The following is a 17,408-nucleotide window of genomic DNA, read 5'->3' as shown; positions in this document are numbered from 1 at the left end:
TCTACTGTAGAATCTAGTATAATCAACAAATTTCAGCGATAGTAATAGATTATGTTTGATTACGACGAAAAAGAGATTACTAAGCTACTCGCATTTGGAACAAATAATCCGTCTTCTACTGATTACAATGAGCATATAAGGCCCACAACCGCTACACCTGCATCAATTACTTACTCAATGAGTGATTATATGACACAAGGTGGAGGACGTTTTGCATACCCATCTTTGTTTGGCGTTGTGGATAAATTTTTCGGTGCTACTTTAGCCGATGGCATATATAGTCTTACAACGTTAGAAACAGCAATTGGAACTACGTTCTCGCCTGATGATTTTAGACTTGGAATATCGCAGTACGGTACTGGCATTGGCAGTAGCGACCATCCAGACCGTTCTTATATTTTTGGCACATCAGCCTTCAGACTAGACACTTCAGGTGCAACATTTGAAGTATCTGGAGGTGTGAAAACAGTTAAAAATATAGAGGTACGAGCTTTTAACGACAATTTTGATTTTGATGCAGGAAATCCACTTGCTGAATTAATCAATACTGTTTTTCTTGAGCCGACATTAGACCCTTATAGGTTAGCTCGTGGCGCGGTAAATATTAACTTCACAGGTTCAGGAGCAATTAATACTGAGTATAAACAATCGGATTATGCTACTGACCAAGCACGTGAAGGGGATGTAAGTGTTATTGGTACATTGTCGCGTATCACCAAGGATGCGCTCGGAATTGCATCGCTTCCATCTTCATATCTCAGTAATATAGCTAATGATACATTTCTATCATACGAACGTGGTGATCTTAAAGTTATCTACGGAACTCCTAATGCTGACAACTTAGACGAATCTGATGCAGAACTAAGCTTGGATGTTTATTTTGGATATCTCATAGCTGGCGGAGACAGTAATGATACAATTTCTGGTGGTATTTTTGCTGATGAGCTTCAAGGAGGTTTAGGTGATGATGTTTTAGACGGTGGTTTAGGAGATGACATCTTAATTGGTGGGGCGGGTAATGACACAATAAAAGGTGGATCATTCTTTTTTGGCTTATTTGAAGGTATCGATACTTCTATCTATAAAAGTGCGTTTACCGATTATGAATTAGAATTTCTTTCAGATAAATCAATTCGCATTACTGATACTGTAGGCAGCGGTGATGGTTCAGATATTTTAACTGGAGTTGACTTTGCTCAATTTGCTGACAAAAAGATCAACTTGGCGCCAGGACAAGATATCGCTTTTGTTATTGATACTACTGGTAGTATGTTCGATGATATTGCTGCCGTGAAAGGTCGGTCTAATGATCTTATTGATGCTATTTTCGAGGGAGATCGAGGTTTTATAGATTCTCGTATTGCCGTTGTTGGATATAACGATCCTGGAACAAATACGTTTCTTTCTTTTACCGAACAGCCAAAAATTGCGGATAGAAAAACCGCCGCCAAAAATGCTATTAACAGCATATCTGTTGGTGGTGGCGGGGATTTTCCAGAACTTGTAAATTCTGGCTTAATTCGTGCGTTGAATGGTGGTGCGGGACAATGGCGTGAAGAAGCTGCTGCTCGAAGGATAATTCTGTTTGGTGATGCACCCCCAAAAGATACCGATCTTCGTGCAGAAGTGCTTAGACTTGCTGCTGACGTTGGCGTTGAGAGTGTTCCTTCAGCACCTAGCTTACGTACATTTTCCATTGCGAGTGATATTGAATCGAGTAATCTTTCAAGCGATCTTGTGGTTACTCGATTTGAAATAGAAGAAGTCAGTGCAGATGGAAGAATAATTAAGGTTCCTGTTGAAATTTTTACCGTATTAATTGGCAATGATCCGACTACACGTGCTGACTTTGAAAACCTCGCAAGTACAACCGGGGGCCAATTCTTAACTGCGGCAACTGCTTCTGATTTAGTTGATGTATTGATTAAAGCGATTGAAAGCCCAGGAGGACGAACAAATCAGCCACCCGTAGCAGTCGATGATAACGCTACTACCAACCAAAAAAACCCTGTTACTATAAATGTTCTGTTCAATGACAGTGATCCTGATAGAAATATCATTGCGATAAGCACATTCGATAGCACTTCTGCGAAAGGAGGTAGCATTGTTCTTAATGATAATGCTACGCCTGATAACCTTACTGATGATCTGTTGGTGTACAGTCCTTTATCTAACTTTAGCGGCAGTGACAGTTTCTCTTATACAATTAGTGATGGAACAGCTACAGCTACAGCTACAGTTTTTGTTGAAGTCGGTATTAACCTCAGGGGAGGTAATGGAAAAGATACACTTACAGGAACCCCAGGGGACGATTATCTTGATGGAGATAATGGCAAAGATACGCTGACTGGACTAGCAGGCAACGACATGTTATCAGGCGGTAACGGTGATGATGTTCTTAATGGCGGATCAGGTGTTGACCGACTTACGGGTGGCTTAGGGGGCGATACCCTTACTGGAGGCAGTGAAGCCGACACCTTCGTGTTCACCAGGGGCAGCGAATCACTCTTGAATAACTTTGATCAAATCACTGATTTGGTGATCGGTACAGATGTAATTGATGGTTTTAATGCCGTTAGTGTTGCCAAGATCGCTAAAGTAGGAGCAATATCTGCGTTAACCCAAGCTGGCATAGCTGCCAACCTGACCAATAACGCATTTGGTGCAAATGGTGCTGCCGTCTTTACCCTGGGGGTAGGAACAAGCACCCGCACCTTCTTGGCACTCAATGATTCTAATGCCGGGTTCTCATCTAGTAGCGATGCCATTATCGAAATCACACGCTACAACGGCGATATCAATAGCCTAGCAATCGTCTAACAATAGAACAAGCTTTACTGATGGAAGTCTAAGTAATTAGTCCAGTTTCCAAATCTTCGCCCCTGTAATTTTTTGTTTTAATAGTTGTTAAATTCGCTCTGTAGGTCTGATGAAGTCTCTTGTTTCTGTACTGCTTTTAGTTAACTTTTTCTCTTGCCCTTCCCAATATTTACAGGTGAAGAATCAGCCTCACTACTCACTTGATTTGACACAGTATTTTCCACTGTCAACTGAGTTTCAGTAACCGAATTTTCTGATGTATTTTTGTCGTCGCTTGAAGAGGTTTTTTTCTGGCGACGATTACTTTTCTTCAACTCGCCTATTAAATACTTAATTCTGCTGCCACTCAGATGAATGCCCAGCCCTTGAAGCATTTCTGACACTTCATCATAACTGTAGCCATACTTGTCAGAGGTCAGTTTCTCGATATACCGTCTCATCTTGCGAATAGCTTCTCTATCCGATATATCCTCTCGCTCTTTTGGCTTCTGCTCCTTAAGTGCTTTGATAGCCTCATCAATCTTGCCTTTAGTAATCTGACCAGAATCTTTTGGCTCAACCATTGCTATGAAATTAAATTGAGATCATAATTCCCTTATTTTCCACTATTTTTCAAAAAGTACAACTCCAGATTAAAAGCTGGTTTCAGCTACGCTGATTTGAATTTTTGTCTTCAGTTAGGCTACGCCGCCACCATCATTTATTAGATGCTGATATATTTCTCCCGCTCCAGCTACGCTGTTGCTATGTTCCCCCGATGTTGACTGTTACTGACTTTAGCCAAACCACCCCGGTTATGCCGGAGCAGTAATTCAGCAAACATTGATATAATGATGACGAAACAGCTACGCTGTTATCAGACTTCATCCTACCCGAAATGACCCGAACCTGTCCCCCCAGCTACGCTGTCGCACTCTTGCCCCCAGTCTCTCGCTGTACCTCCGTACACACGTAGCACTCGACACCTCGCTCACCCCAAAATGGGCTTGAAGCCAGCCATGCCTCAAAGCTTACGCTTTGTCTCGCTGCGCTCGAACGGCAGACTGGTTCAAGTGGGGAAACCCCCCTTGAAAAACCCCCCTCACAATGTCCCTCAATCTTCTCGATTTATGGCGAACCGCAAGCAGTCTAAAGCTCTAGTCCGAAAGCATATTTTTCCAGTGAGGTTAAGTGATATCGAACTGGATATGATTCGTATTAAATCACAAGATGCGGGGATGTCAGCGAGTGAACTGATGAGGCGTAATGCGTTGATGCGTCCATTACCCAAACGACTGAGTAAAATTAGCTTGCAAACATATTGGGAATTAGGACAAATCGGCAACAATCTCAACCAGCTTGTTAAGGCAACCAACACAGCGCTAAAAATTGGGCGAACTTTACCTGCTGATCCAGAACTGTTACGAGAGCTTTTAGAACTGCTGCATCAGTGTAGGCGAGACATTGCCTCTGATGATGTTGATGACGAAGATTCGGAAGAGGAAGAGGATGATTGGGAAGCAGACTAAGGGCAGAGGTTTTCGCAAGCTGTTGGATTACTTGGAATCCCGCGAAGATGCCCAACTCATCGGCGGCAACATGAGCGGGAGAAATGCCCGTGAATTGGCGCGGGAGTTTAAGCTGTCTCGACAACTAAATTCTGATGCAGACCGAGTTGTTTACCATGTCTCATTATCCGCCGCCAAGGGGGACAAATTAGATGATGAAAAGTGGAGCGAGATTGGCGATCGCTACATGAAGGAAATGGGTTTTGATGCCAATCAGTTTGTCATCTTCCGCCACCACAACACCGACGACGACCACATTCACATTGCAGCCAGTAGAATCAGGATGGACACGGGGCTAGTAGTGCATGATTCCTGGGATTATGTGCGCTCTGAAAAAGTTCTGCGACAAATTGAAATTGATTATGAATTAGTGCAAGTCCAAGGCAGTAAAGAGAAACTGAATCGCACACCTAGCACCGGACAAATTAGACGCATAAGGCGAGAGCAAGAAGAATATGAACTAGGTAAACTTGAGCAGCCACCAGGACGCACCATCAAAGAGGAAGTTCAGCAGACGATTGATAGAGCCGGAGTTGATAATCCCCAAATGCCAATGCTGATTATGCGGTTGCAGCAAGCTGGCATTAGTGTAAGAACAGGATGGACTAGGAATGGTAAGTCTAAAGGCATTTCTTATGAGAAAGATGGGCAAGCCTTTAGTGGTACACAGTTAGGTGCAGCTTATACCTTCCCCGGTTTGCAAAAACATCTTGGCGTTGACTATCAAACAGAACGTGATGATGAACCTATTCATGAATTGCTGTTCAAACCTGCTAAACCACTCCCAGTTGAGCAGTTAGAAAAACTCTTTCAAGAAATTGAACGCAAACAGCAACAGCCCCAGTTCACTCCACCACCAGAGGATACAGTTGTTTGGCAAGTGTTGCACAAGTACTTAAGCGAGAAACGCTATATACCAGATTATATTTCGCAAGGATTACATGGTAATCAGTTGCTTTACATGGATGAGCAACGAAATATTTTGTTTATCAAGCGTGATTTAGATGGTGAAAAAACTGGCGCATTAATTTGGTCAAAGCCTAGAGAAAATCATCGCACTGTGGAGTACGACCAAAACACTTCTACACCAAATGGTTGGTTTTATTTGAGGTTGGGAGGGCAACCAACGGACAAGGTAGAAAACGTCTTTTTGTGTTCTACACCAATTGATGCAATGTCAGCAGCCACCTACCTGATCTCAAGTTGCAAAGGGCTACCACCAACTAGAACCATGTTGATAGTCGCTGATGACCCGAATAACCTACCTATGGAATTTCTCAAGAGTTTCAACAGGGTGGTCGTAGCATTCAATAATGATGAGCAAGGTAATAAAACAGCTAGTGCAGTATTAGAATTGTTGCCACAGGGTAAAAGGCTCAAAACCCATAATCCTGATTGGAGTCAGGAATTAGAAGCTCATCTCAGGGAGGAGCAACAAAAGCTCAGACAGCAGGATCGTGGTTTTAGTCTGTGATCCGCGTCCTTTGTACTGGCTTACACATAGACTTGGAGGTTGATGAACCTATCTCATTTGCGACTGGCAAGCCCACTCACTGTATCAGCGAGGATGACTATAGAAACAAGTGTTTTGTCGATGCAAACTGGCTGGTGATCCGGTTTGCAGAAGAACAAGTTTCGTCTCAACCAGAACGCTGCGCTCGATTTATTGCTGGTGCGATCGCCCAACTGACAGATAATAATACTTATCACCAGAAGCTACTTCATGTAGAGAAAGTTACTCCTCTGCGCCAGTGGTCTGCACGTCAAGCTTCCAAATTAAAGAAAAGTGATTACCGTCAAGGCTATCTTAGCGAGAGAAGGAACTAAGGATATAAAAAAATATTTAACGTTGCTCATCACCCGCCGCAGACAACCTTTGCATCATAACCGACAACTCTCGGCGGTCGGGGTGCATGGGCATTGTTAGCCTGAGATCGCTTGATTCAAGTAATTCATAAGCATGGTGTATTCTCAAAATCTATCGGTGTGGGAGTAATGAGTTGCAGTAGGGAACACATCCTACGGCTGGTAACTGCTACATTTGCTCAAAATCCAATACCATTAGCACGCTATCCCATCCTTCCTTGAAATCAATATTATATTTCTTCTGAATTTCTTCTTCGAGCGGATTAAATTTCTTATCTTTATACCACCCCATAGCACTCGGAGCCGATTCAACCCACACTGCTTTTCCACCTTGTGTTTTTACATAATCTAAAGCTTTGCCTAACAACAGCCCCCCTGCTCCTTTCAACGTCGGGTGTCCAAGTAACCATCTTAGATACCACCTTTTGTTCGGATTGTCTCCGTCACCAGGGAATTTGGTTGTGGCTCTATTTTCGATAATTATGATTCCAATTGGAGTCCTGGTCTCTTTGTCAGATGCAGTGAAGATCGCCTGATCTCCATCTTCCTCTACGCTGTAATTGTCGTATTCCTCTGGAGCAGAATTTGAAAGTTGTTTGCTAACGTCATATCCTTCCTCTATCTGGTCCCATGATGGACTTGTCTCTTTGTCGTCTTTCTCGCGGATTTCCTCCCATATTTCCCATGCTCCCTTGGACATCCGTCGTTTTTCCCTTAATTCCTCCCAAGCATTGTGGATTGTATCAACAGCTTTCTTCGCGGACTTGCTCTTCTGTAACTCGATGATTATTTCTCGTATTTCTGCGGTATCTTTGGCTATTTTTATTGTTTCTTCTCTCACATATCCCTTACCGGAAATTTCTCTTTCCTCCACGCGTTTTAGTTTTAACCATTTGTTTGTAAGATGACCTACCTTGTCATTTTCCCTACGTTCTTGGTTCTCCTGGTTCGCTCCGCGTCTTGATTGGAAAATGTCTTTATCGTCAACTATTATTTTCTCCCCTCTGTACAGTTCTATTCCCTCGTTTTTGAACGGGTTAGAGCCATCGCCAAATAAACTTTCTTCGTCTGAAATTACCTCTGGAATTACCTCATGTGTTACATCCCAAACAACCACTGCTGTACGGTCTCGTTTTTGTACCATCTTGGAGCCAACTTTCGCTTCACTTTTCAATACGGGGTTTTCTTTGGGCTGGGTTGCCCCGCTTCTGGCTTGCTCTCCTCTCACATCCGCTTCTCTCTCCAACCCCTCATCATCATTTATTTGTAGCCCCTTGATCTGCATCGTCGGTTTTACCCTTCCCTGAAACTGCTGAACAACATGCCATGCTTCATGTGGTAAATGTTCCTCTTGTCCCGGTGCTACATGAATCTCTGTCCCTTGGGTATAAGCTAAAGCCTGTAACTGGGCTGTTTTTGGCGAATTGTAATGAACCCTGACATCATCTAACGCATATCCCGATAGGCTTTCTACCCCTGCTTTAAGCGCATTGGGCATACCAGTTTTGTTGGGGCGCTGTTCCACGGATGAATCTGGGCGATCGCCTGTTGTCTCACCTTTCGCTTGGATCGTGTTGGACTGAACAGGTGCTTGGGATTCAGTCGTCTGTGTTGCTTGAGAATTGCGAATGAGAATTTCCAACAAGTTTGGCTGTGCTTTAGCTCGCTCCATACGCTGTGCCCAGAAACTATCCATCTTGGCTTGCAGCACACCCAGCCTTTCTTGCTCTACAGGTGTGATGGTGTCGTGCTTCTCCTTTAACTGGAGTCCAAACGCCTCAAACTTATTCTGCTGAAAAGCTTCGTTCTCTATCTCTTCCTGGGTTGGGGGGTGTTGAGGTTCCTGGACGGGAAACGGACGAGGTGCAAACTGCGACGTGCTTGATGAGGACTGAGGAATTTGGGATTTGGATCGGTGGACACGCTCGAATGACATACTCGCACCTCGTCATATTTGTAGTTTTCAATACATGACCATGAACTGCGTAACCATGACTTTGCTTTGTCTCAGAAGTCTTCTGTTTCGCTGAAACGTGGTCAGGAATTTAGGAAGTCTAACTATTTATTATACGGAAAGTTTCCGTATAATCTTTTTCTAAATCCTAATACATCAAGCATTACAACGGATTCTTGTCTGAATATACGGAAAACTTCTTTTTTACATCCTTCTCTGGGTATTATACAGATTTTTTCCGTATAACTACCCTTCATGGGAGAATTATATGGAATTCGGACACAAGGATGTAAAAACCACGATGATTTACACCCATGTTCTGAATCGGGGTGGTAAGGCTGTGTGTAGTCTCCTTGATTAGAACTACTGGTATGCTCAATACATACTGGGGCTGAATGCTTCCGCATATCTACAAGCCCAGCCAATACTTCGCAATAGAGCTATCCCGCATTGGCTCTCAAAACTGTTACAATGGCTTGCTTGTGGTGACTAAAGTAAGAAACAAAGTGCAGAGTTTTCTTACTTTGAGCATTCAACATTTAATAGTTACAGGTTAGGGAGCTATGCCGGAACTAGCTTTCTGGTGATTCCCCTAAAACAGTTGCCGCCATACACTCCCTAACCCGCTCTCAGTGCTGAGAGTAGCGTTCTTATTCCTCAAGCAATTGAGTTAGGAGAAACGTTTCTCCTAAATTCATTTCAGGAAGAACCCAGTCGCTTTTAAGGTTGCTCAAAAGTATCTCGTCTCGCCAAATTCCCTAATATATTCCACCAACTCTCCAGTATGCCCCCCTGAAGAAATTCGCCCCAAATTACCCACCAGGATAAACAGTTCTCGCGCTCTACTCACAGCCACATTGAGTAAATTTGGTCGCCGATTGATAAACCAAAGGCTATCATTTGGTTGACATTGGCGAGTCGAAAAAATTATCACCGACTTTTGACCACCTTGGAATGTGTGAACTGTGCCAATGCTCTGCTTTGAAAAATCTGTCCAGCGAGATTTTAAGCGTTGAGTCAGCGCATCTACCTGACGGCGGTAAGGTGAAATCACGCCAATTTCGTTAAGAGCGTCAGTAGGATTTAAGCAATAACCCGCCGCTAACAACTCCTCAATCAACGCTTCTACTGCATCAACTTCTGCCCAATTAACGTTGTTCTCCAGCTTCCCTTCCACATTGCAAGCAATCAGGTTAGCACCCAAGCGAGAAGCTTTCGGCTCAGTTTTGATGATCATGCCGTAATTGCACAAGCGATCGCAGAAATCAGCAATCACCGGAACGCAACGGTAATGATATTTAAGGATAATCCCCTGACCAATATCTCTAGGTTGCCCTGATGCCCCGGCTGCTCGGTGATAAGCTGTTGTTGCTGTGGGGCTGTAGCGGTCATAATCTACATCCGTTAGCCCCTGCTCCAGAAAAGATTTGCTACGATATTCCTCTTTCTTCTGGTCGCTCAAATTAACAACTGGCTCCAATTGCAATGGATCGCCTACAATCAAAGCCCGATTACACCTAACTAAAACGGGGAAAACTTGATGCGGTGGAATCTGACCCGCTTCATCTACAATTACTTGATCAATACAGCCACTATCGGGATAGGGTAACAAATTGCGGATTGAGTGCAAAGTGCAAAGAAACACCGGAAATAACAGGCTGATATCCCGATAAATGTTTCTCCAATTATGACTTAACTGGCGGTAAGCATCCCATTCGCCATTCAATAATGCAATGTAAGTCCTAAAGGAAGCCATCACCTCATCTTTCCGTCGCAGAGCTTCTTGTTGCTGAAATTGCCAAGACCACTCAAACAACTCTACTTGCAGCGAGTGCAATTCGGTGTAGAAACGACTGTAAAAATCTTTGCTGGGATAGGTAGCTAGACGGTTTTCGATTTGAGAACGGCGAGTAATCAGGTCTTTGAGTTGCTGCTTTCTTGACTCTAGCTGCTGTTGTGTGCTGTCAATACAATTCTGTTGTTGCTGCCAGTTCAATGCTTCTGCTAGTAGCTGGTTAACACTCTGCTGGGCTGCTATGAGAGATTCAGTTGTTAGTGGGATTTGAAATTGAAATGGGGTGGCCAGTGTCGCTAACACAGGCATCTCTATCTGTTTGTGCAAGCGTTTGAGAACATGATGTGCGCTGGTTTTGGTTATCGACTGCCAGAATCGTTTAATCGTCTGCAAAAGCTTGACAAACCATTTGTTATCTCTAACAGAAGGCTGCCAGTAATCAACTCTAGGCAAAGAACGCCTTGCACTGCCAAGATGTTGTTTTATCTGCTGATAGGCTTCTACTGGAAACCTAGAGTAGTCGCTCCCGGATTCTAATGGTGACGAAGACTCAAATGCAGAAGTCTTGAGCGCCGACTCAACCGATTGTATATCAAGGCATAGCTCATCTAATAATTGCTTATCAACACAAATCTTTTGAAGCTCGTCTTCGTCTTGTTTTCTATAAGATTCTATTTGCTGAACACCTGCTAACAATTGTTGCTTCGTTGACTCCCATTCATCTAATTTAAATGTTTCTTTGGCTAACCAGTCGAGTGCAGCTTGCAAATTAGGTAAAACTTGGGTGTCAACCAAATCCCTAGAACCTCCTGATAAGTAGAAACGTTCAGAGGTCAAGTTGTTGGCTAAGATTTTCTCAACGTTATTTACAGCAAATTTGTTAGTGCTTGTCACCACAGTTAGGTTACTTTTATCCTCACCCGTTGTTGCCAAGTCCACGGCTCGACGTACCACTTGCTGCGCTATCTTATGTAACAACAGTGTGGTCTTGCCATTCCCCGGTGGCCCAATCACAGCAGTAATAGGATTTAACTGTGAATGTTTGAGAGCAATTGCTTGATAGTCATCGGGCTGTGAGTTGGGGAAAGCACCCAAATAAAGCATTTCATGTTGAGGTGCTTTTGGTTGTCCAAATAAATATTCGTAAGCCGGATGTCCGGGTCTTGCCCACCTCAAGTTATTCTCGAAGCTAATTTTCTGAAAATCTTTTTTGAGGTTGTAATTAAAAGCAGCGTAGTCAAAATCCAATAGATAAGGGAGAAGTTTTGACCGCACGGGGAACGGCGGTAATTCAATCAGTCCCATAAAATCTTGTAGTGTTTTAAAGGGACGATTGAAAGTAGTTTCCAGAAAAACTTTCAACCCTTCCCTTGTTACTAGGGACTCAGCCGCTTCTTCTTCCAGTCCGTACCACTGCATCAAATTGGGAATAACTGGCTGAAACTCGTACTGGGTTAAATCCCATCCGCCAGTGCGATAATTGCCCTCGAATATTGGAGAAACGTTGATGGTGAACAATGGGCGAAATTGACGGCGATTAGATTCAACTACATAAAGCTGCGGGAAAGCTACAGCAATTGATGGTAATTTTGTTTGCTCAAAGTTCTTTGCACTTTTAAACGGTTGCTTTATGTTTTTAAATAAAGACTCGTCTATTAATAATTTATCCCCTACCAGATTTACGAGAGAGTCCCAGATGTTCGGTTGTTCTGAATCGTCAGCTTCTACTTTGGCATTACTCAAATTTTCAACATGGATGTAATCTAACCAAGCTTTGAGTAATTCTCGAATCTGTGAATCTTGCGCCATCTCTGTTTCTCCCCTCGCACCTAATCATGAATCGCAGGTTAAAAACTCTCTTCGTAGAGATTACCTGAGAATTTACCCCAAGTCACTCATCCCCTAGTAAGGCTTCGAGCTTGTTTAAAAGGTTTACTAACTGCTTTTGCTTTCTAGGTTCTTTCCATAACTGACGCTTTTTAATGCGCTGGGTGATATTTTGGAGGCGGTCTGGTATTTGGTTAGATGCTTTAGATGAGGATGCTTGTTCATCATCCGTCCAAGCAGCGATTTTTTCTTTGATTTGGCTTAAAGACCAATCGTTAGCGATCGCTTCGGACAAAAGTTTTTTTCGGATTTCATTATTTCTTACCCGCGCCAAGACTTGTGCTTTGGTGTATTCCAGTTGACCGACTCGCAGTGCTATTAAAATTTCTTCGGGCAGATTGAGCAAAGGTAAACGTGTGGTGGTAAACGATAGCCAATTCATGAGTCCCAGGCTCAAAAACACCTCTTGTACCGTGTTTGATTGTTCTTCATCTAGGTTAGGAGAAACGTTTCTCCTAGATTCATTTTTCTCGGCTAAATGCTCAGAAATGTTGTCCTCAGATTGCGGGTTATCTGGGTTAGGAGAAACGTTTCTCCTAGATTCAGTTTCATCGGATAACTGGTCAGAAACGTTGTCCCCAGTTTGTAGATTATCTGGGTTAGGAGAAACGTTTCTCCTAGATTCATTTTTCTCGGATAACTGGTCAGAAATGTTGTCCTCAGATTGCGGATTATCTAAGTTAGGAGAAACGTTTTTCCTAGATTCATTTAATGAGTCTTTTGACGGCTGTTCCCCCTTGCTGTGAGCGTTCTTCATCCGGTACAGCAAGGATTTGACGGCTTCTACATCGCAATGCAGCCGGATTGCCAACAGGTGCAATATCCCTTCAGTTTCTTCAACAGGGTTAAGGTCTTCTCGTTGCAGGTTTTCAATCAAAGCCAACTGAAACGCTTGGTCATCAGATAGCTCACGCACAACCACAGGCGCAACTTCAAGTTCTACTTCAAGTCCTGCCCTATAGCGTCGTTCTCCTGCTACTAATTCGTATTTCCCTCCGCCAATTGGACGCACCAACAGAGGTTGGAGGATGCCATGCTGCTTGACTGACGAGACTAATTCTTTTAATGCTTGTGGGTCAAAGTATCGTCTAGGTTGCTGTTGGGGCAGAACTATATCTGAGAGCTTGATAGTAGTTTCAGTTGCGGCTGGCAACTCGGCATCTGGGGAGGATAACCAAGGTGCAGGGGGTGGAGTTGTAATTTGACCCCCAAAGGGTTTGTCTGTTTGTTTGCGTCGGTTCATAAAGCCTCCAAAGCCTTGGCGATTTCTTCAAGGATAGCCACTACAGAATGTTTGGGGTCAAATACTGCTAGGGGCGCACGTTCTTCTGACGCATCGACAAAAGCGGTGGCTCTGGGGATAGGTGGGAAGATCCGACCCCAAGCTGAAAGTTGAGATTGGATAGCTGCTAATGCGCGTTTGTCGGCTGAGTTCTGGTTGGCATACCGCGTAGGAACAAACCCTACTATTTGGATTTTGCGGTTGGCTTTATTTTTGACGTGGGTGATAGTTTGTAAAAGTTCGTCTGTTCCCTCGAAGGCTTTTATATGGGTTTCAACGGGAACGAGTACGTGTGTGGCCGCGACTAAGGCGATATAGGAAAGCAATCCTAAGCTGGGGGGACAATCTATAAGAATGAAGTCGTATTCATTTAGAACAGATTCAATGGCTTCCTTAAGGCGCAACTCGCGCATCGCAGCACTGACTAACTGCATTTCGGCTCCACTTAGGACTCGGCTTGCTGGAACCAAGTCCATGCCGTGAATGCCCTCATGAATCGGTAAGGGCTGCTCATCGATAATGGCATCAGCAATGGTTTTTTGTAACTGAGATGGCACTAACCCCATGAATTTGGTTAAGCTTGCTTGGGGGTCTATGTCGATGAGGAGGACGCGGTGTTTTCGTTTAGCTAAGTGGTATCCCAAATTTTGGGTTAGTGTTGATTTGGCGACACCACCCGCTTGGTTAAACAGGGCAATAATGCGGCATGGAGGGTCAGAAGTTGACACTGGCTTTCGTTCCTAGAAGATACGATGATCTTTGGTCAACCGGCTCGGTTTTACTTTCCAGTTTCTTGAAGTGTATCAGATGAAGAGAAGTCCTAGCTAAGACAGGAATTTCAGCAGTAAATTTTATAAAACTTGTCGATGTGCTTATAAAGTTCATAGCCTTGGAATTGGCAGTAGGAACACGAATCAACAGGCTATGCTTAATCCAGATTAAAAATATCCATTGTAAATGCCTTAATGAAGTCCGCTCCTGAATTTCCTGTCCTAATTGTGACTGAAGCACACTATGAGCTTTCCAGTAAAGAGATGATGGGGAGCAAGTATAAGTTTTGGTTTCAGCATGAAGAACTTGGTCGTTGCCTGTATAAGCAAGTAAAGCAAAATTTAGGAGAAGATTGGGCAGAGAAAGTTGCATCACAATTGTGTGAACTTTTGGGATTACCTCATGCTACTTATCATCTAGCAGAAACTTGGGAAGGTAATCGAGGCGTAGTTTCGCCCTACTTTTTGCCACCAGGAGGAACACTTGTTCATGGCAACGAAATTCTGACTCCAATTGTGCCAGACTACCCCACATTCGCAATCTACGGCAATAAACAACATACAATTGATATTGTGCTGAGAGTTATTGAAGCAGATCATGTGAGTCTCCCTATGGCTTGGACAGCACTGAGCGGTATCCAAAAAGCCGTAGAAGTGTTTGTTGGCTACTTCCTGTTAGATGCCTGGATTGGCAACGGCGATCGCCACCATGAAAACTGGGGTTTTGTCCGCAATAAGACGGCATCTACTACAGCAGAAACGGTACACTTAGCACCAACCTATGACCACGCCTCATCTTTAGGACGTGACCTCCCTGATGAACAAAGGCAGAAGCGCTCAATAGAGGCATACGCAAATAAATGTTATTCTGCTTTTTATGGCAGTGTTAAAGACAAAAAGCCCCTGAAAACAATTGAAGTATTTCACCGAGTTGCTCAACTTTATCCCCAAGCAGCCCATATATGGCTGGAGCGTCTTGAACGGATCTCCAGGGCGAATACGCTAGAAATTTTTAGTCGAATTAATAGAGAACGCATCTCAATTATTGCGGTTGAGTTTGCACAGAAGATTCTTGAATTCAACCAAAACAGGCTGCTTAATTTAAGGGAATCACTACAGTGAAGACACCTCAAACACTATTTTTAGCTTGGCAAGACCCTAACAGTCGCTTCTGGTTTCCCATTGGTCGGTTGACCTTTGATGGTACTTCGTACAAGTTTGTCTACACCCAAGGCGTGAAAGAGGCACAACAGAAGTGCTATTTTGAACCTTTATCTTCCTTCCCGCATTTAAATCAAGTATATACATCAACCCAATTATTCCCTGTCTTTTCTAATCGGTTGCTGTCTCGTTCACGCCCTGATTACGCAAGTTTTCTTCAATGGCTGAATATTCCAGAGCATGAAGATTCACCACTGGCAATTTTAGCCCGTAGTGGTGGACAACGGGAAACAGATAGTCTCACTGTCTTCCCCTGTCCAGAGCCAGATGAAGAAGGGCGATATCAGCTACACTTTTTCGCCCACGCACTGCGACACTTGCCTAAATGTGCAGTTGAACGTATTAATCACTTTCAGCCAGAAGAGAAGTTGTGGTTAGCTCACGAGTTTCAAAACCAATATGATTCTCAGGCATTAACTCTCAACACAGAAGATCACTATATTGTAGGGTATTGTCCACGTTACTTACGGAGTGAAGTTTTTGAGCTTCTCTGGAAAGACCCTAGTTCAGTAGACTTGCGTGTAGAGCGTGTAAATCTACCGCCAACCCCACTCCAGTTTCGTCTATTGTGTAGCATAACTGCTCAATGTAAAGACGACTTTCGCCCCTTTTCTAGTCCAGAGTATCAGCCCCTTGTAGAGTCAGATATTGCAACACCATCTTTCTTTCCTCCACCCTAAATTATCTCAACCAGAAAATCCGAAAGCTTTTGCTGATGGGGGACAAGGGAGGGGAAGCCACCACGCTTAGATTTATTGGCATTCGTGATTTTAAAAAATGAAATTAGTTTGGTCATAGGAGTCATCTATGGAAACTGAAGAAAGCATATTGCTTGGACAGAATCTATTTATATTGAGCTTTGCAAACTTGACATCTGTATCTTCCTAGTACTTTCATTGCATCAGGTGCTTCACTCACTCGAATTAATTTATTGTTGTTGTCATAGCAACCTGGGCAAAATGGCCCATCGTCTTCTATGTAGTAAAGCCCATCTTTGATTATTGGTTTTGATTTGGGATTTTTAAGTTTTTCAACTTCTTTTTCTAAAGCGTTTATTTTCTCTTTTAGATTAATATTATCTTGTGTTTGTTCTGCTAGTTTCATCTGTGTTTCAGCGAGTTTTATACTTAGTTCGCCAATAATTCTCATAAACTCGCCGCGCTTTTGAACATCTTTAATTCCATCGGCGTACTCTGCTAAGACTTTAATTCCGTCTATTGCTGCTTTTCCTGATGTGATTGCCTTAAGAGCATCCAAAGCATCCATTGTTTGCCTCTTCTCTAAAATTGAAAGGATTGTTTAAAAGTTAGAAACTATAAGCTAATAGGCATTTAAATTGCAACATAGTCACTATTACCTTTATTTTTTCGTTTTCGATACCACTTAATTACTAATTCACCTTTATTTAAAAGTTTATCTAGTAAAAGCTTCAATTCATCTACTGATTGAAAAAGACGATGAGCGATGTATTCTTTACATGAATACCAGACTAATTCAATGATATTGTAATCAGGACTATATGCAGGTAAAAACTCTAATATGAAATTAGGGAGTTCCTGGGCGATTTTAGCGAGAATATCTTTACGTTTATGGAAACTAGCATTATCTAAAATTAAAATAATCTTGGGGCCAAGCTCCTGGAAATCCTCAGTGCTGTTTCCCTGACTTATCCACTCTTCTCTAATTAATTTATTTAGTTGCTGCAACTGCTCATAAAATATATCTCCCTCACCTTTTTTAATAAAAAAACATATCCGCTTCCGATCTGTTTCTCGGATTCCTCCCATGACATTTACCCGTCCACGTCGCCGTTGACCTGTAATATTTTTTCGCCGTCCTCGCTTACCCCAGTTTTTGCGGCGAATCACACGTAAACTGAAACCGCTCTCGTCCCAAAACCATACCTGCATACGCTCTGGCTGCTCTCTTGCTATTGTCAAATATTGGGCAAGTTTCTCTTGGAATTCTGCTCTAATTAGAGGATCTTGTTTATCTTCTAAATCATATTTAGCCCAAATGTAACTATACTTTTTTTGCTTTAATATCCTCCTAACTTGAGAACTACTTAAATCAATTCCTGTTTGTTCTGTTAAATATGTTGCTAATCTTTCTGCTGTCCATCGACCAAATTCATAACCCAAATCTGATGGTTCTCTATCAACTGTTTTTAATAACAGTTCAATATATTCAGGCGTGGCTTTTCGGTTATGCTCATACTCTCGTTTATTATGTAAACTTTCTAGGTTATCTGGATCTCCATGCATAC

12 protein-coding genes and 1 pseudogene are annotated in these 17,408 nt (G+C 42.9%); 6 read left to right on the top strand and 7 right to left on the bottom strand.

What is annotated here, in order from left to right:
- Nucleotides 1-51 precede the first annotated feature (51 nt).
- Entirely contained in the window at nucleotides 52-2,820 is a 2,769-nt protein-coding gene (locus F8S12_RS41845; RefSeq protein WP_269144867.1) for an Ig-like domain-containing protein, read from the top strand.
- A 140-nt stretch (nucleotides 2,821-2,960) separates the two neighbouring features.
- On the opposite strand, the gene F8S12_RS33145 is transcribed toward F8S12_RS41845, so the two are convergent.
- Complete coding sequence (locus F8S12_RS33145) at nucleotides 2,961-3,383, bottom strand: hypothetical protein (protein WP_196520513.1); 423 nt, start codon at nucleotides 3,381-3,383, stop codon at nucleotides 2,961-2,963.
- Nucleotides 3,384-3,818: 435 nt separating this feature from the next.
- Here F8S12_RS33145 and F8S12_RS33140 point away from each other — a divergent pair, with 435 nt between their 5' ends.
- From F8S12_RS33140 to F8S12_RS33130, 3 genes and pseudogenes are all read left to right on the top strand, one after another.
- A complete protein-coding gene (locus F8S12_RS33140) occupies nucleotides 3,819-4,328 on the top strand; it encodes a plasmid mobilization protein (RefSeq protein ID WP_230968442.1) in 510 nt (169 codons plus the stop codon).
- On the top strand, nucleotides 4,309-5,841 hold the full coding sequence (locus F8S12_RS33135; RefSeq protein ID WP_196520512.1) for a relaxase/mobilization nuclease domain-containing protein: 1,533 nt from the start codon (nucleotides 4,309-4,311) through the stop codon (nucleotides 5,839-5,841). Before F8S12_RS33140 ends, F8S12_RS33135 begins: the two co-directional genes overlap by 20 nt.
- A 14-nt stretch (nucleotides 5,842-5,855) precedes the next feature.
- Nucleotides 5,856-6,194: pseudogene (locus tag F8S12_RS33130) on the top strand (hypothetical protein); the annotation flags it as partial.
- Nucleotides 6,195-6,402: 208 nt separating this feature from the next.
- Here F8S12_RS33130 and F8S12_RS33125 read toward each other — a convergent pair.
- The 4 genes from F8S12_RS33125 to F8S12_RS33110 form a co-directional block, all read right to left on the bottom strand.
- Entirely contained in the window at nucleotides 6,403-8,169 is a 1,767-nt protein-coding gene (locus tag F8S12_RS33125) for an eCIS core domain-containing protein (protein ID WP_230968441.1), read from the bottom strand.
- Between the two features lie 748 nt (nucleotides 8,170-8,917).
- Entirely contained in the window at nucleotides 8,918-11,791 is a 2,874-nt protein-coding gene (locus F8S12_RS33120; RefSeq protein ID WP_196520511.1) for a DEAD/DEAH box helicase, read from the bottom strand.
- An 82-nt stretch (nucleotides 11,792-11,873) separates the two neighbouring features.
- Nucleotides 11,874-13,112 carry a ParB/RepB/Spo0J family partition protein gene (locus tag F8S12_RS33115; protein ID WP_196520510.1) on the bottom strand — a complete coding sequence of 413 codons (1,239 nt, stop codon included), beginning with the start codon at nucleotides 13,110-13,112 and terminating at the stop codon, nucleotides 11,874-11,876.
- Nucleotides 13,109-13,879: a ParA family protein gene (locus F8S12_RS33110; RefSeq protein WP_196520509.1), complete on the bottom strand. Its 771-nt coding sequence runs from the start codon at nucleotides 13,877-13,879 to the stop codon at nucleotides 13,109-13,111. The genes F8S12_RS33115 and F8S12_RS33110 overlap by 4 nt, the downstream gene beginning before the upstream one ends.
- Before the next feature lie 270 nt (nucleotides 13,880-14,149).
- Between F8S12_RS33110 and F8S12_RS33105 the strand changes: the two genes are divergently transcribed.
- Together F8S12_RS33105 and F8S12_RS33100 are read left to right on the top strand one after the other, a co-directional pair.
- Nucleotides 14,150-15,043 (top strand): HipA-like protein, encoded by an 894-nt coding sequence (locus tag F8S12_RS33105; protein ID WP_331001475.1) that lies wholly within the window; start codon nucleotides 14,150-14,152, stop codon nucleotides 15,041-15,043.
- Entirely contained in the window at nucleotides 15,040-15,822 is a 783-nt protein-coding gene (locus F8S12_RS33100) for an HIRAN domain-containing protein (protein WP_196520507.1), read from the top strand. Before F8S12_RS33105 ends, F8S12_RS33100 begins: the two co-directional genes overlap by 4 nt.
- Nucleotides 15,823-15,985: 163 nt before the next feature.
- Here F8S12_RS33100 and F8S12_RS33095 read toward each other — a convergent pair whose 3' ends face one another.
- Complete coding sequence (locus tag F8S12_RS33095) at nucleotides 15,986-16,408, bottom strand: hypothetical protein (protein WP_196520506.1); 423 nt, start codon at nucleotides 16,406-16,408, stop codon at nucleotides 15,986-15,988.
- Between the two features lie 65 nt (nucleotides 16,409-16,473).
- A partial coding sequence (locus F8S12_RS33090; protein WP_196520505.1) for an IS630 family transposase occupies nucleotides 16,474-17,408 on the bottom strand: 935 nt, incomplete at its 5' end.

It is taken from the genome of Nostoc sp. WHI, from assembly GCF_015714725.1.
GTDB lineage: Bacteria > Cyanobacteriota > Cyanobacteriia > Cyanobacteriales > Nostocaceae > Nostoc.
The sequence above is the reverse complement of the archived record's forward strand: the minus strand, read 5'-3'. Positions and strand labels throughout refer to the sequence as shown.

Coding starts and splice junctions, on each gene's coding strand:
- F8S12_RS41845 (WP_269144867.1), top strand. CDS start 52: ATGTTTGATTACGACGAAAAAGAGATTACTAAGCTACTCGCATTTGGA.
- F8S12_RS33145 (WP_196520513.1), bottom strand. CDS start 3,383: ATGGTTGAGCCAAAAGATTCTGGTCAGATTACTAAAGGCAAGATTGAT.
- F8S12_RS33140 (WP_230968442.1), top strand. CDS start 3,819: ATGCCTCAAAGCTTACGCTTTGTCTCGCTGCGCTCGAACGGCAGACTG.
- F8S12_RS33135 (WP_196520512.1), top strand. CDS start 4,309: ATGATTGGGAAGCAGACTAAGGGCAGAGGTTTTCGCAAGCTGTTGGAT.
- F8S12_RS33125 (WP_230968441.1), bottom strand. CDS start 8,169: ATGTCATTCGAGCGTGTCCACCGATCCAAATCCCAAATTCCTCAGTCC.
- F8S12_RS33120 (WP_196520511.1), bottom strand. CDS start 11,791: ATGGCGCAAGATTCACAGATTCGAGAATTACTCAAAGCTTGGTTAGAT.
- F8S12_RS33115 (WP_196520510.1), bottom strand. CDS start 13,112: ATGAACCGACGCAAACAAACAGACAAACCCTTTGGGGGTCAAATTACA.
- F8S12_RS33095 (WP_196520506.1), bottom strand. CDS start 16,408: ATGGATGCTTTGGATGCTCTTAAGGCAATCACATCAGGAAAAGCAGCA.